Annotated in this window: 14 protein-coding genes; 7 read left to right on the plus strand and 7 right to left on the minus strand. The window is 63.7% G+C overall.

Annotated elements, in window-relative coordinates:
* Positions 1-7: 7 nt before the first annotated feature.
* Positions 8-1,105, plus strand: coding sequence for a DUF418 domain-containing protein (locus L1F31_RS14420; RefSeq protein ID WP_265417959.1), 1,098 nt, complete (start codon positions 8-10; stop codon positions 1,103-1,105).
* Positions 1,106-1,141: 36 nt separating this feature from the next.
* Here L1F31_RS14420 and L1F31_RS14425 read toward each other — a convergent pair whose 3' ends face one another.
* Positions 1,142-3,637, minus strand: coding sequence for an ATP-dependent DNA ligase (locus tag L1F31_RS14425; protein ID WP_265417960.1), 2,496 nt, complete (start codon positions 3,635-3,637; stop codon positions 1,142-1,144).
* Positions 3,638-3,894: 257 nt separating this feature from the next.
* On the opposite strand from L1F31_RS14425, the gene L1F31_RS14430 reads away from it, so the two are divergent.
* Genes L1F31_RS14430 through L1F31_RS14445 form a run of 4 tightly spaced genes read left to right on the plus strand, consistent with a single transcriptional unit; the run spans position 3,895 to position 8,159 of the window.
* Positions 3,895-4,407, plus strand: a complete 513-nt coding sequence (locus L1F31_RS14430) for a (2Fe-2S)-binding protein (protein WP_167198687.1) — start codon at positions 3,895-3,897, stop codon at positions 4,405-4,407.
* The gene (locus L1F31_RS14435) at positions 4,404-5,438 is read left to right on the plus strand and encodes an FAD binding domain-containing protein (RefSeq protein WP_167198690.1); all 1,035 of its coding nucleotides are present in this window, start codon (positions 4,404-4,406) and stop codon (positions 5,436-5,438) included. Before L1F31_RS14430 ends, L1F31_RS14435 begins: the two co-directional genes overlap by 4 nt.
* Positions 5,431-7,503 carry a xanthine dehydrogenase family protein molybdopterin-binding subunit gene (locus L1F31_RS14440; protein WP_265417961.1) on the plus strand — a complete coding sequence of 691 codons (2,073 nt, stop codon included), beginning with the start codon at positions 5,431-5,433 and terminating at the stop codon, positions 7,501-7,503. Before L1F31_RS14435 ends, L1F31_RS14440 begins: the two co-directional genes overlap by 8 nt.
* A complete protein-coding gene (locus tag L1F31_RS14445) occupies positions 7,500-8,159 on the plus strand; it encodes a nucleotidyltransferase family protein (protein ID WP_167198697.1) in 660 nt (219 codons plus the stop codon). The genes L1F31_RS14440 and L1F31_RS14445 overlap by 4 nt, the downstream gene beginning before the upstream one ends.
* 63 nt (positions 8,160-8,222) lie before the next feature.
* Here the strand turns inward: L1F31_RS14445 and L1F31_RS14450 are convergent, their stop codons facing one another.
* The 4 genes from L1F31_RS14450 to L1F31_RS14465 form a co-directional block, all read right to left on the minus strand.
* Positions 8,223-8,933 (minus strand): glycosyltransferase family 2 protein, encoded by a 711-nt coding sequence (locus L1F31_RS14450; RefSeq protein WP_265417962.1) that lies wholly within the window; start codon positions 8,931-8,933, stop codon positions 8,223-8,225.
* A complete protein-coding gene (locus L1F31_RS14455; protein WP_265417963.1) occupies positions 8,930-10,360 on the minus strand; it encodes a PIG-L family deacetylase in 1,431 nt (476 codons plus the stop codon). Before L1F31_RS14455 ends, L1F31_RS14450 begins: the two co-directional genes overlap by 4 nt.
* Entirely contained in the window at positions 10,332-11,390 is a 1,059-nt protein-coding gene (locus L1F31_RS14460; protein WP_167198703.1) for a hypothetical protein, read from the minus strand. The genes L1F31_RS14455 and L1F31_RS14460 overlap by 29 nt, the downstream gene beginning before the upstream one ends.
* A gap of 180 nt (positions 11,391-11,570) precedes the next feature.
* A complete protein-coding gene (locus tag L1F31_RS14465; protein ID WP_265417964.1) occupies positions 11,571-12,659 on the minus strand; it encodes a hypothetical protein in 1,089 nt (362 codons plus the stop codon).
* Between the two features lie 244 nt (positions 12,660-12,903).
* Between L1F31_RS14465 and L1F31_RS14470 the strand changes: the two genes are divergently transcribed.
* Entirely contained in the window at positions 12,904-13,182 is a 279-nt protein-coding gene (locus L1F31_RS14470) for a DUF3263 domain-containing protein (protein ID WP_167198706.1), read from the plus strand.
* A gap of 33 nt (positions 13,183-13,215) precedes the next feature.
* Here L1F31_RS14470 and L1F31_RS14475 read toward each other — a convergent pair whose 3' ends face one another.
* The gene (locus L1F31_RS14475) at positions 13,216-13,410 is read right to left on the minus strand and encodes a hypothetical protein (RefSeq protein WP_098731641.1); all 195 of its coding nucleotides are present in this window, start codon (positions 13,408-13,410) and stop codon (positions 13,216-13,218) included.
* A complete protein-coding gene (locus tag L1F31_RS14480; RefSeq protein ID WP_167198709.1) occupies positions 13,407-13,703 on the minus strand; it encodes a MerR family transcriptional regulator in 297 nt (98 codons plus the stop codon). Before L1F31_RS14480 ends, L1F31_RS14475 begins: the two co-directional genes overlap by 4 nt.
* Before the next feature lie 121 nt (positions 13,704-13,824).
* Here L1F31_RS14480 and L1F31_RS14485 point away from each other — a divergent pair, with 121 nt between their 5' ends.
* Positions 13,825-14,256 carry an Hsp20/alpha crystallin family protein gene (locus tag L1F31_RS14485; protein WP_039207043.1) on the plus strand — a complete coding sequence of 144 codons (432 nt, stop codon included), beginning with the start codon at positions 13,825-13,827 and terminating at the stop codon, positions 14,254-14,256.
* The last annotated feature ends 328 nt before the right edge of the window (positions 14,257-14,584 follow it).

Raw genomic sequence — 14,584 nt, forward strand, 5'->3', positions numbered from 1 at the left:
GCCCGGCGTGATCCACGAACCCGCGCACGCGAAATCTGCCGCCGATCGAACGCAGCCGTCGAATCCGCAAGACCGCATCGTCTCGATCGATGTCATCCGCGGCATCGCCATCGCCGGCATTCTGCTCATCAACTTAGGCTACTTCCTGTCCCAAGCCGGGCAGACAGAGGATCCCGTCGGCATAGACGCAGTGATCTGGCAGGTCGTCGACGACATCGCCCTAGGCAAGTTCCATTTCGTCTTCGCCTTCCTGTTCGGCACCGGCATGCACATCTTCCTGAGCAGGCTGCGCGCGAAGCATCGTTCGACTTGGGTCTACGTCCGACGGATGATCATCCTCATCGCAGCCGGCATCATCAACTCAGCCCTCGGAGGCATCGATGTGCTCGCCTCCTACGGCGTCCTCGCGCTCTTGCTTCTGCCGCTGACTCGGCTGCCGCGCTGGGCCTTCGTGATTCTCGGCGTCGCGGCGGCGACGGTTCCCGACGTGCTGCAGCTGGCGTCGAGCCTCGGCGATCTCGACCCGCCGACGCTGCTGTTTCCCATCCTGTCGTACGTCCGGACTCTGGGGCACATGATGCTGGGGTTCTGGCTGACCGGTCTCGGCCTGTACTCCGCAGCGACTCGAATCCCGGTCACGGGACTCTTCATCCTCAGCCTCCTCGGCTCGGTGCCGATCTGGATCTGGACCACCGCTGCCGGGACCGGATCGACCGAGGCTCACGAGATCGCCTTCCGCACCGCTTTGGTCCCCGGTCTCATGTACATCACCGGTCTCATCCTTCTGCTGCGCACCCAACTCGGCCGAAAGAGCCTGTCCTTTCTGCGTCTGTACGGTCGGATGGCGTTCTCGAACTATCTGGGACAGACCGTGGTCTGCGTGCTGGTCATCCCGCACCTGACCGCTCACGGACATGTATCCGCGGCTGCCGCGCTCATCGTCTGGGCAGTCATCATCATTGCCCAGTGCGCATTCTCCACGGTGTGGCTGCGCTATTTCCGCTACGGTCCCCTGGAATGGCTGTGGCGCTGCGGCACCTATTGGGAGCTCACACCGCTCCGATACGCCGGCGACACTCGGTCGGAATCCGCCTCGCAGAGCTGATCGGTCTCAGGCGACTGCCCACCTTCCAAAGGAAGCTCAGCCCCGCACATCCTCTGAGTCGATGTCGGAGCGCAGGCCGCGCCAGACCGGGTGCCGCAGGCGCCCGGCCTCGGTCAGGCCCGAGAACCGGACCTCCCCGACGAGGTCGGGTCGCACCCAGTGGGCATCTCGCGACTCAGCAGCCGGCACCGTGAGCGCCGGCGTCTTCCGAGACCGGCGATCGAGACTGGAACGCAGACTCCGCAGGGCGGCCTCGTCGAACCCGGTGCCCACACGCCCCAGGTAGACGAGGTCGTCGCCGTCGTGGGCGGCGACCAACAATGAGGCGAAGCTGTCAGAGCGTTCGCCTTCTCCGGTCCGCCAGCCGACAATGATGACATCTCGGGTCGAGGCATGCTTGAGCTTGGCCCAGGTGCGAGTGCGCTTTCCGGGAAGATAGATGCTGTCGGTCCGCTTCGCCATCACCCCTTCGAGGCGAAGCTTCCGGCTGGATTCGAATGCTGCATCGACGCTGCCTTCAAAAGCATCGGGCACCTGGATGTGGTCACTTTCGGCCACGAGTTCGAACAGACGTTCGCGACGTTCCGTGTACGGTTTCCGCAGCAACGAGGATCCGTCGGCATGGAGGACGTCGAAGAGCATGAGGTAAACCGGGGTGCGTCTCCGCTCTCGTTCGACATCGCTCTCCCGGCTCAACCCCATTCTGCGCTGGAGTCTCCCGAAATCCGGTCTGCTGCCCTGTCCGAGAGCGACGATCTCCCCGTCGAGGACGCAGTCGACATCGACACAGTCGACCAACTCGCGAAGCTCCGGATAAGTGCTCGTCATGTCACGACCGTTGCGGCTGGTCAGCTCAACGCTGCCGTTGCGGTCCCCGTCACCCGGCTGCACCCTCGCCAGAGCGCGGATGCCGTCCCACTTCATCTCGAAGGCCCAGTCCTCGGCTTCCCTGCGCACGGAATCGATGTCGCCGATGCTCGCAAGCATCGGAGACAGATCTGTGGGCAGAGCCTCCTTCTTCGATCCGTGATTCGTCGATTCGTCCTCCATGAGGTGGATCATCCAGTTCTTCTCCGGGTCCTTGTTCGGACCGTGGCCCCCGGTGTTGAACAGTGCGAACCGCCGCACTGCCCCGAGGCCGCCGTCCTCACGCCCGTGGAGGACCGCGATGACCTCCTTGCCCTCCTGCCACTTCTCGATGTCGCAGGTTCCGGAGTCCCAGATCTCCACGTCGCCGGCTCCGTACTCCCCTTTCGGGATCGTGCCTTCGAAGCTGCCGTATTCGAGGGGATGGTCCTCGGTCTGTACCGCCAGGTGGTTCTTCCCCGGGTCCGTCGGCGGCCCCTTCGGCAGGGCCCAGGAGACCAGCACACCGTCGTGTTCGAGTCGGAAGTCCCAGTGGAGGCTCCTCGCATGGTGTTCCTGGATGACGAAGGTCAGTCCGTCCCCGCTCGTTCCCTGTTTCGCTGGCACGGGTTCGCTCGTGCGCTTCGGATCCCGTTTGGACCGGTAGACCTCCAGTCGGTCGCGCACGACCTCTGGGGCCTCGTCCGACATCGGGTCGGATTGGGGCTCCGAACCGGCTCCGGGCTCCGGCGCCGAGGCGGTTCCTCCGACCGCCTCGGCGAGGGGTTCGAGAAGATCCCCGAAGTCGTCCACGCGGTCGAGGACCTCCTCGAAACGCACCTGCTCGACCGCGGCCGGATCATCGAACTCGTCCCAGCTGCGGGGAGCGGCGACCATGGGGGTGAAGCGTCCGCGCAGCGAATACGGGGCGACCGTGGTCTTGGCCGCTGAGTTCTGCGACCAATCGATGAGCACCTTGTTCTCCCGCAGCGTCTTCTTCATCGCCGAGACGATGAGATCGTTGTGGTCGGCCTCCAGGCTGCGGGCGAGCTCATGGGCGACATCGGAGACCTGCTGCGAGCTCACCGACCCGTCCAGCGGTGCATAGAGGTGGACGCCTTTGGAACCGCTGGTCACCGGGTATGCGTCGAGGCCCATGCCCTCGAGCAGTTCGCGGACGAGCTGAGCCACCTCGATGCAGTCGGCCAGGCCGCGACCGGGGCCCGGATCGAGGTCGAAGACCATCCGGTCGGGGAAGCGGGTCTCCGAATCGATCGTTCCGGGGTCCTTCGCTCCGGCGCGCACCGTCCACTGCGGCACATGGATCTCGAGCGCGGCCATCTGAGTGAGGTAGGTCAGCGTCGCGAGATCGTTGACCAAGGGGTAGCGTTTGGTGCCGGTGCTGTGTCGGATCGCGCGCGAGCGGATCCATGACGGGGCGGATTCGGGCAGGTTCTTCTCGAAGAACACGTCCCCGGGGTCATCGGGAGTGCCGACCCCGTCGACCCAGCGTTTGCGTGTGGCGATCCGGTCCCGAGCATGACGGATGAGATGCGGCGCGATGGTGGCGCAGTAGTCGAGGATCTCACCCTTGGTCGTCTTGGTCTCCGGGTAGAGGACCTTGTTCAGATTGCTCAATGTCAGTCGATGGCCCTCGACCGTGACCTTCTGCTCGTGACGTGCCACTGAGCACCTCCTCTGTGCACCGTTCGGGCTCATACCCAAGATCGTCCTTTCACGGTAGTCGGAGACCGCCATGGGCAACAGGGGGTGCGAGATCGCCCGACCTCCCGCATCTGCGAGCGCCCGATCCTCACCACAGGTGGCCGAGTATCCGCGCCACAGCCAGGAGCGCCGCGATGACGAAAGCTGACCCCTCTTGTCGGGGTGTCCGAACGGGGTTAGATTGGCCGGACGTCGACAACGCTGTCTGGAGGGCCCTCATGGGACACTCGCTGCACCTCACCGTCGACGGCCAGGAGCACACCCTGGTCGTGGATTCCCGAACCACCCTTCTCGATGCCCTGCGGGACAGGTTGGGGGTGATGTCTGCGAAGAAGGGCTGCGACCACGGCCAATGCGGGGCCTGCACCGTCCTCGTCGACGGCCGTCGGCTCAACTCCTGCCTCGCGCTCGCGCTCACCCACAACGGTGCCGAGGTCACGACCGCCGACGGTCTGGCTCCCGAAGGCGAACTCTCGCCCTTGCATCGGGCGTTCCTCGCCCTCGACGCATTTCAGTGCGGATACTGCACCCCGGGGCAGGTGTGCTCGGCCGCCGGTATGCTGGCCGAGGCCGCCGACGACGCTCCGAGCGTGGTCACCGAAGATCTCGAAGGGCCCGTGGAGCTGTCCGAGGAGGAGATCCGCGAGCGGATGAGCGGCAACCTCTGTCGCTGCGGAGCCTACGTCAACATCGTCGCGGCCGTGAGCCGAGCCGCAGAGGAGTCACGATGAACCCCTTCGACTACGAACGCGCCGCCGATGCCGCCGGAGCCGTCACGACTGTCACCGATCGTCCCGATGCGGTGTTCCTGGCCGGAGGCACGAACCTCGTCGATCATCTCAAACTCGGAGTCGCAGAACCCGACCTCGTCGTCGACATCAACCGCCTCGAGCTCACGGAGGTCGAGGCGCTCGACGACGGAGGCCTGCGGATCGGTGCGATGGTGCGCAACAGCGACGCCGCCGCCGACCCGCGCATCAGACGCGACTACCCGATGCTCTCACGTGCCCTGCTCTCCGGTGCCTCCGGTCAGCTGCGCAACGCGGCCACGATGGGCGGCAACCTGCTGCAGCGCACCCGGTGCGTGTACTTCCAGGACACGACTACCCCCTGCAACAAACGCGAACCCGGCTCCGGCTGCTCAGCCATCGGCGGCTACACCCGCTACCACGCGATCCTCGGTGCCTCAGCGGACTGCGTGGCGACGCATCCCTCGGATATGGCGGTCGCTCTGACCGCACTCGACGCCGTGGTCGTCGTCCTCGGTGCCTCCGGTGAGCGCCGGATCCCGGTCACCGAGCTCCACCGGCTGCCCGGCGACCGTCCCGAGCAGGACACGGTCCTCGAACACGGGGAGCTCATCACGGCGCTCGAGCTCCCTCCCCCACGGCCCGGCGCCGCGACGTATCGGAAGATCCGCGATCGCGCGTCCTACGCTTTCGCTCTCGTCTCCGTCGCGGCCCGGGTTGACGTCGACGCCTCGGGACCGGCACCGATCATCCGTGAGGCCGCGATCGCCCTCGGCGGAGTCGCACACAAACCCTGGCGTGCACGCGCCGCCGAGGCGGTGCTGCGTGGCGCGGAACCGACTGCCGAGACGTTCCTGGCAGCTGCCGACGCCGAGCTCGAGACCGCCGAACCCCTCGAGGGCAACAGCTTCAAGGTTCCGATGACCCGCGGAGCGATCACCACCGTGCTCGCCGAGCTCACCGGAGCGTCGGAAGCCCTGCCGGAGACGACCACGGAGGACACTCATGAGTGACCTGCTCACGACCACGTCCGTCGGCACGCACCAGGTGCGCCTCGACGGACCCGACAAGGTGCGTGGACGCGCCCCCTACGCCTACGAACACCCCCTGACCGATCCTCTCTACCTCTACCCCCTGCAGGCGGGGATCGCCCGCGGACGCACAGCGCACATCGATGTCTCCGCGGCGGAAGCAGCCGAGGGGGTGGTGTACGTGCTCACCGCCGACAACGCACCCGAGCTGGCGAGCACCGATGACGGCGAACTCGCGATCCTGCGCTCTGCTGAGATCGGATTCCGCGGCCAGTACCTCGGCGCTGTCATCGCGACCACCCCCGAGCGGGCCCGCCACGCGGCAGGCCTCGTCGAGATCACCTATGTGCAGGACGATCACGACGTCGAGCTGCGCGAGGATCACCCTGCTTCCCGGGAACCGGAGTCGGGCAGCGGGGATGTGCGCACAGGCGATGTCGACACAGCCCTCGCTGAGGCGGCCGTATCCATCGATGAGCGCTACAGCACCCCCATGGAGCACAACAATCCCATGGAACCGCATACCACCGTCGCCCTCTGGGACGGAGACGAACTGACCCTGTGGACCTCGACGCAGGGCGTGCACCCCGCACGCGCGACATTGGCGCCGATCCTCGGGGTGGAGCAGGAGAAGATCCGCATCATCTCCCCGCACGTCGGCGGCGGCTTCGGCTCCAAGGGCCTCCCCCACGCGGATATGATGCTCGCTGCCCTCGCGGCACAGGCGGTGCCGGGTCGACCCGTGAAATATGCCGTGACCCGGCAGCAGATGTTCTCGATCACCGGCTATCGAGCTCCGACCCTGCAGCACATCCGTCTGGGCGCGAGAGCCGACGGCACGCTCACGGCCTTCGCTTATGATGCGATCTCCATGTCCTCGCAGACTAAGGAGTTCCCCGAGGAGTCGACGAAGCCGGGCCGCATGATGTACGCAGGCGACAACCGCCGCCTCACCCAGCGAGTGGTTCCGCTCGACGTGCCGGTGCCCTCCTGGATGCGTGCTCCCGGCGAGGCTTCAGGCATGGTCGGACTCGAAATCGCCATGGACGAACTCGCAGTGGCCGCCGGCCTCGACCCCATCGAGCTGCGGGTGCGCAATGACCCGACCACGGACCCGGACACCGGGCTGCCGTTCAACCAGCGCCGCCTCGTCGACTGTCTGCGAGAAGGAGCAGACCGTTTCGGTTGGGAGAAGCGGAATCCGCAGCCGCGCACGCGTCAGGAGAACGGCTGGTTCGTCGGCATGGGCGTGGCCTCTGCGACCTACCCGGCAGGCAGACAGCCGGGCTCTGTCGCGCGGATCCGCCGCACTCCCGAAGGCTTTGAGGTCTCGATCGGTGCCGCCGATCTGGGCACCGGGACGTGGACCGTCCTGTCTCAGACTGCCGCGGACGCTCTCGGAGTTCCCATCGGGCAAGTAGATCTGCGGATCGGCGACACCGCGCTGCCGAACGCGACCGTGGCCGGCGGATCCACGGGTTTGGCGAGTTGGAGCACGGCGATCGTCGCCGCAGCCCAGGAGCTCCGTTCCGAGCACGGAGCCGATCCTGCCATCGGCGCCGAGGCCCATGGTGAGGCCGAGGCCAATCCCGCGGCGGAGAAGTTCGCCCTGCACTCTTTCGGCGCCCATTTCGCCGAGGTCCGCATCCAGCCGACCACCGGTGAGATCCGACTCGACCGCATGTTCGGCATGTTCTCCGCCGGGCGGATCGTCAACCCGAGCACCGCACGCTCACAGCTCATCGGCGGCATGACCATGGGCGTCGGGATGGCTCTGCATGAGAAGGGCGAGCTCGACCCGCGCTTCGGTCACGTAGTCAACCACGACCTCGCGGAGTATCACGTTCCCGTCAACGCAGACATCACCGACATCGAGGCAGATTGGCTCGACGAGAAGGACCCGCAGGCCGGTCCCATCGGCGCGCGCGGCGTCGGTGAGATCGGCATCGTCGGTGCCGCAGCCGCGATCGCGAACGCCGCCTTCAACGCCACCGGAGTCCGAGTCCGCGATCTGCCGATCTTCGGCGACGCGTTCCTGCCGTCGTGAGCGGCGAGACCGGGTCGACTCCTCCCAAACGACCCGTCCCCGGTCCCCCGAGAGGGCTCGTCCTCGCCGCCGGAGCGGGGCGACGCCTCGGCCGAGGGCCGAAGGCACTGCTGGTGCGAATGGATGGGCTCACCCTGGTGGAGTCGATGGTCCTCGCCCTGCTCGACGGTGGCTGCCGGGACGTCACAGTCGTCACCGGAGCCTGCAGCGAGCAGGTTGCGAGCCTGCTGGGCGGGTGTGACCGCGTGTCCGTCGCGTTCAACCCTGACTGGTCTTCGGGTATGGGTTCCTCGCTGCGCCGCGGCCTGCAGGCGATCGGCCCCGGACCCGACGTCATGGTCACACCTGTGGACCGTCCCGGAATCTGTGCGGCGGAAGTCGCTCGTCTCATCGCCGCCCATCGTCCCCGAGCGATCACCGCTGCGGGCCACTGTGATGCGAACGGGTCGCTGCACCGCGGTCACCCTGTGCTCTTCGACGAGAGCTGGACGAGCCGGGCGGCTGCCGCCGCGCACGGCGACGTCGGTGCCCGCGACCTGCTCGCGACGCACAGAGCTGTCGTCGACCTCGTCGACTGCTCCGACCTCGACGACGGGGCCGATGTCGATGTGCCCAAGGACCTGCACAGGCTGACAGTCGTCAGTTCTCGCGATTAGCTCTGGGTTGTCGGGAGCAACTCGGCCGGAGGCGCCCTGAAGTGCTGTGAGCAGAGTCGGGTCTCAAAGAAGGCTCTGCATAAAGCTGCTGAAGCCTCCCTCCGCGCGTCCCTCCAGACGGGCCGAGGTGAGAACCCGGCAGGTGTCGGTGCGTCTCACGTTTCCCCCCGCGGCGAGCACGGCAGCAACAGTTGCGGCATCTTCGCCGAGTGGCAGCTGAGGCATGCCGCCGATGATGTTGAGATACGAGCCTCGAATGCCCAGGTTCGCGCCGAACACGTGGGGATGGTCCTCAAGTAACGTGTGGTGAGAGTGCCATTTCGCGATCAGCGCTGCCGACCCGGTATCAGGTCGAGGCGACACCGTGCCGACCAGGCAGTCGCTTCCGGCTTCCGCCATGGCAAGGTGCGTCGTCAGCCAGTGGGTGGGAACTCTGCTGTCCGCATCGGTGAACGCAATCCATGTCAGGTCGAAGTTGACATCGCGATCAGCTTCAGCCGTCTGCTTGAAATGGTTCCAGGCGAAATTCCGGGCACTGCCCACGTTCTTGAACGTCGTCTCAAGTAGCGTGACTTGTGAATGCTGTTCGGCGAAGTCTGCGACGCGACTCACCGTCTCGTCGGTACAGGCGTCGGCCACGACGAGGATTCGAGTGGAGGATTGCGCGAACCCGTCAGGGAGCTGAGCACCCGCTTGGGCCACCGAGTCGAGACAGCCGAGGATCTCGTCTTGTTCATTGTGAGCCGGGATGACGATGCCCAGGTGCGTGATCACTCAACGGCTTCCGCAGGGAGGAAATCGTCAGTTTTGTCCACCGTCACGATATCGAGACGATACTCGGCCTCGGAGCGAAAATCGGTCCGCATTCGGGGCCAGTAGTCCAGGCACGCGTCATGGACTTCATCGGCGGTCAGAGGCCAATCTTCGATGTCACCCTTCCAATGACAGAGAACGAGCACAAAGCGCGATGGGGTTGATTCATCAATGCGCTCCAACGTTCGTTGCAGCTGTGCACGTGTCAGATAGAAGCCGGTCTCTGAGAGGACGACGCAGTCGAAATGCCCTTCGGGCCATTCGTATGGGACAGTGGCGTGCAGGAAGGCTATTTCGGTTGCAGTGGTCGTGTGCAGACGTTTCGCTGTTTTCAGCGCCTCGCAGCTGGCATCGACAGCTGTCACTCTGACGCTGTAAGCGGCAAGCTCTCGGGTCAAAGCGCCGACTGAACAACCGATCTCGAGAATGTGGGAAAACGAGGTCGACGGGAGGTGGGACACAAGGGTCTCGCGTTTGGCGATTTCGTATTCGGACTCCCACACCGTCCACGGATCACTGCGTTCTCTGTGCACATCATCGAACACCGCCGACGCAGTGGACGCATCATTGATCGGTCTGCCTATTCCCTCCTGACCATAGCCGGCCGATGCCTCACCGGATCTGAAATCCGTGATCACGAAGGTATCGTGGCTCCGGATGAAGTGTTCCAAATGGGCGCTGGTGAGGATCGCTTCGTCCCCGTGCTGATCCGACAGCGCTTCGGTCTGCGACGGGTAACACGCGAGCAGAGCATTTCGATCAAGACCTTGAGGGTCAGGTAAGATTGCCCAGGCCTGCCAGCGAGGGTCTGTGGGAGCAGCCCAGTGCCAGAACCAGATGGGATATTCGAGCACTACGGCATAATGTGATCGCCCGATGTCCAGCGCCGCGGCGCCCACCGCCTCGTGGTCACAGTGCCCATCCCGGCTGTAAGGCGCAACGAGTGTCACCGGCCCATGTGATCGTGCGATCTCCTGTCGGATCACGTCTCTGATCTGGCTTGAATATTCGGGCAGCTGACCGTCGGGCAGATCGAGAAAACGACTGGAGTGCGCCTTGTCGAAGGTGCTCAGCGCACGATCGAACTCCTCCAGACGGATGCTTTTGAGCTGATCGCCGGTATACGTCGGCGACTCAGGGTGCGATTTCTCGCCTGCGCTGAAGAGTAGGACTTTCAGCTGGCAGCTCCACTCATCGGCACGTGCGAGCAGCGCAGCGGCTCCCAGCGCTTCATCGTCTGGGTGTGCGGCAAGGACGATGATGGTTCCGCCTCTGGCGATTGTGCTCTCTGGAACCGCCGGAAGATCAAGGGCACCCGCCTGCACCCAGGCATCTTCTCTGGTGCTGCGGTCTTGGTGGCTAAACCTCATCGACATCTGGCTCTGCACAGATATTCTCGCCCAAAGCAGCTTCGTCCCGAGGCCCGTGATGCTGACTGAGGTAGACGGTGAGATCAGCGTCAGCTTTGGCAAATGCCGCATCACTCGTCAGAACCGCAGGACCGGCCAGCTCCCGGCTCAGAAGCTGGATCCGTTGGGCACTGCGGTATATGTTGTTGCGAACTCTCAGAGCCAGTCTCCACGCGTGTTCTCGCGAGAACTTCTCATCCCCATCCGCTGCAGCAGCAGTTTGCGCCAACATGGTGCGGACCGCGAAGATCTCAGCATCAAGCTGCCCGAGCTGCATCTCTCCCATCGGCGAGCGCCCAGCCCTGTTCAGGTGGGTTTGGGCTGCACGCCGGGCCAGTCCCAATGCTCCACCGAACCAGCAGGCTGCCACGCGAATCCCACCCCAAGCGAAAGAGGGCCGGTCAAGGTACCAATTCGGGGGGCCGACACTCGTCGCCGGTGCTCGGTCGAAGACGACTGAGCCGCTCGGGATTTCTCTGAGCCCCAGACTCGGCCAAGCACCTGTCTGCGGTCGTACACGAGGGTGCCGAAGATTCACCGCGTAGGCTCGGTTCCCGTCGCTGCCGCTGGCGATGACGATCGCGTCGGTGAGTTCCGCGGCTAAAGAGCACCACGCTTTCGTGCCGGTGAGGAGGTTCTCCGCACCGGCATCGATCACGTTCACGCGATGTGTGGGCAGGTCAGCCGCGTACACGCCCCAGGCCGAATCGGGATCAGGTGTTTCGTGTCCGGCCTCGGCGAGGATGCCCAGAGCGTCGACGTGGGGTTCGAGCATACGAGCGACGCCGATGTCGATCGCAGCCAGTTGAAGCAGCCTTTCCCATTGATCGATCTGAGGTGAGCACCCTGTGAGCTGCAGAAGACGGGCAAGGGCGGTGATCTTGTCGACAGCGGACGCACTGCTCGTGACGACCTCGGTGAGATCATCCCTGAAGTCTGGAGTTTCCCACCACGGTTCGAACGGTGTGGCGATGATCCGAGACGAGGTTGAGTCGAACAGGGTTTCCATTTCACGTCCTTCGGGCAGAACATTTCGTCGGAACTCGGTGTGTAGTGAACACGCAGGAGGCAGTCGGAGGTGATGGCTCTGAACACGCTTATATCTCAAGTGGGTGCAGATACCCAATTCCAGCCGGCTCTTCCACATCACCCCAATGTGCAGACTAGCGGCATGCTTGGCAGATCTCAGTCAACTGCTCTCTACCGTGTCGTCGGCATCTGTGCTGTTGTCTGTATAGACTCGCTGCCGCATCCGCTGGCCATGAGTCAGCTTCTGCACGTCGGCATCAGTGTCGAAGCTGGCACCGAGGCCGCCGGCGACCACACCCATGGCTGCGCTGAGCCATGCGATATCGAGGTAGTTGGTGAACGACGCGTCTTGTTGAATCTGTTGGGTCATGAATTCCGGATCGATAACGACGAGGCCGCCCAGGAGAATGAGGACGACCAGTGTCGCGTAGAGAACGATCACAGTGATCAGCAGTGTGAGGACGGTGGAGAAGTTGTAGTACATGACCACCGTGGCCAGACGTTCGTTGACCGGTCGATCCCAAAGTCTGTGACTGACGATCAACCAGGCGACCATCATTAGGATGGCGAGCGCGCCGATTGAGAGCAGCCGGAGGGTGGACAGGTAGGTCGACATCTGCCAGATCGAACTGTAGAAGATGCCGAAAGCTCCGGTTGCCGAGGCTGCTGCGAGGGCTCCTGAGAGTTTCGGGGCCGTGCGCCAAGGTTCGTTGGCAATCGTCATCCCCATAATCAGCCGTGGGCCTCCGGTGATGGTGTGGGCATGCAGGGACTGATGGCTGGAGTCTTCGTTGTTCGACCAGTTCGACCATCCGAGCAGAAATTTGCGTGTCGTGGCTTCGGGGTCCCACGGAACCAACTTGTTCACCGAGCTCATCATGACTTTGATGATGCGGCGCTTGGTGGCCCACGCGCCGAGTGTGGGGCATGAGACGACCGCAAGGTTGCGGTCAGAGTAGACTTCGGCGATCAGAGGGTCGCCCTGGGTGTGCCGGGGGATCTCTGTGAGGATGAGGATGATGTTGACGTCGGGGTAATCAGCGCGGAGGTCTTCGACTGCGTCTAGAGCCAGCTCGCGCTCGGGTGTCAGATAGACCGTGTCGGTGCGAGTGTACAGCGTCGTTGTGACCCCATACGCCTCACGCAGATAGCGCTCTAACGAGGAGTGGATGGAAGCCGCTCGCCTGCTGGGCAGACCTGGGTCGGCTACGACCAGCACTTGAAGAGCCTGGGATGAGGTGGTGGGCATAAAGTCCTCCGCTACTCGACCAGCGAGTTGTGTAGAAGATTGTTCTGGTTCCGAAGTCTAGTGAGCGTAATCACTATGGGGTAGTCCTATACGTAGGCTTCACTGTCTGAAGCTTTATCGCCAGCGCAGCCGCGGACAACTGCTTCGGACTGGCCGGCGAGCAGTCCCCCTGAATCGAGGTGACCAAGACAGAGTGAGCAGCGACATACGCGGTGTCGAATTCTGCTGTGTCACAATGGTCTCCATGGTCCCCGGCACTGTGCACGAACTGTCCGAGCATGATCGGTTGATCCTCGACTTCGAGAAGACTGCGTCTGCTGCGGCGGGGCGACACGAGTTGTGCCAGCGAATCGAACTTCCAGCAGAGAGGTACGCCATCGTGCTCGAGGGGATCGTGGATACGGACGCCGCATACGGTTACGCCCCGGACGTTGTGGAGCGGGTGAGGCGGTTGCGAGCGGAACGGTTCGCATTCGAACGCCGGCAAGGCCGATGGAAGAAGCACAGCAGCTTCCCCCTATAGCCCGATATGCCGCCATCAGATCAGCGCGGCTTCTCACCCGTCTTCGTCATCAACCTCGACGACGATGGATTGATCGGCAACATCGCCCACATCCGCTTCGCGGATTGCTCCCCAGTGAGGCTCAGCCTCTTCGTAACCGTCGTCGATATGCGTTGCGGCGTCGACGAGCTGTTCATTCCAATCCGGCCCGGGCACTTCGACGCCGGGGCGGACACTGTCTGCCATCATTGCATCCTCCTCAATTCGTACCGAAGCGAGGTGTTCTCATCCTGGAGATCGAGAATGATTCCGATGCTAGCGAGATTCGCGCCCACGTCAACCAGCTCCCGCACACGCCGCAGACGAGCAATATCCTCGCGACTGAACCGCCGCGTCCCGCCTTCACTTCGCATAGGCGCCACGAGGCCGCGAGCCTCGTACTGCCGCAATGACTGCACCCCGACACCGGTCAACTCCGCAACATGCGAAATCGAGAACAAGCGCCCCCCGGACTCTGAAGTCGCCGTCTCCCCATGTCCCAAAATTCCTCCTGAAACAGTGTTGACATTCGCATTCTGATCGACTAAATCATATGTCTATCAGATGATGTAGATCCTATCATCTGCACGAATCCGCCATCCAGCAAAGGAGGTTTCACCAATGATCATGATGCGCACTGACCCATTCCGCGAAGTCGAACGCCTGAGCAGAGAAATCTTCGGAGCCACCGGCACAACGGCTCGCCCCGTGATGATGCCGATGGACGCCTGGCGCGACGGCGATACTTTCCGCGTCGAACTCGACCTGCCAGGAATTGATCCTGACAACATCGACCTCGACGTCGAGAACAACGTCGTCACCGTCAAAGCTGAACGGCCTGCGACCGACCACGGGGAGTCTTCGGTCGCGGCAGAGCGGCCCCGCGGGACCTTCAGCCGACAACTCGTCCTCGGCGACAACCTCGACACCAGCAACATCACGGCGAACTACGACGCCGGTGTGCTCACACTCAGCATCCCGGTCGCGGAATCAGCGAAACCCCGCAAGATCGCCATCAACTCAGGCTCTGCTGAACCGGCAGCCATCAGCGCCTAATTACAACTGGTGGGGTGTTCCCATGCAGACGTGTGCACCAGACGTCCAGCTGGGTATCGATGCTGCGTTCTGGGCGATCATCCTCAGCGACCGCGAACTGCGCGGCCTCGACACGAGTCACCACGCAGATGATGAACCGCGGGCTTTGAGTCATTGCGAGTGCCGGACCTTCAGGCACTCCTCACCGTGGCTGCTGTTCCGGTCTCCCGGTCTCTCAGCAGCCCAGGTTATCGCCTACCGAGTCCTCGCTTGTCAGCGCTCTCCTCCCCGGTTCAAACGGCGCTGACATCTTCGATGAAAGGAGGTGAGACGTTTCCGCACCCAGGAT

It is taken from the genome of Brevibacterium spongiae, from assembly GCF_026168515.1.
GTDB lineage: Bacteria > Actinomycetota > Actinomycetes > Actinomycetales > Brevibacteriaceae > Brevibacterium > Brevibacterium spongiae.

What these genes read in the sequence shown, in the direction of transcription:
- L1F31_RS14475 (WP_098731641.1), bottom strand. Translation starts at nt 13,410, where the DNA reads ATGATGGCAGACAGTGTCCGCCCCGGCGTCGAAGTGCCCGGGCCGGAT.
- L1F31_RS14430 (WP_167198687.1), top strand. Translation starts at nt 3,895, where the DNA reads ATGGGACACTCGCTGCACCTCACCGTCGACGGCCAGGAGCACACCCTG.
- L1F31_RS14440 (WP_265417961.1), top strand. Translation starts at nt 5,431, where the DNA reads ATGAGTGACCTGCTCACGACCACGTCCGTCGGCACGCACCAGGTGCGC.
- L1F31_RS14460 (WP_167198703.1), bottom strand. Translation starts at nt 11,390, where the DNA reads ATGGAAACCCTGTTCGACTCAACCTCGTCTCGGATCATCGCCACACCG.
- L1F31_RS14465 (WP_265417964.1), bottom strand. Translation starts at nt 12,659, where the DNA reads ATGCCCACCACCTCATCCCAGGCTCTTCAAGTGCTGGTCGTAGCCGAC.
- L1F31_RS14470 (WP_167198706.1), top strand. Translation starts at nt 12,904, where the DNA reads ATGGTCCCCGGCACTGTGCACGAACTGTCCGAGCATGATCGGTTGATC.
- L1F31_RS14435 (WP_167198690.1), top strand. Translation starts at nt 4,404, where the DNA reads ATGAACCCCTTCGACTACGAACGCGCCGCCGATGCCGCCGGAGCCGTC.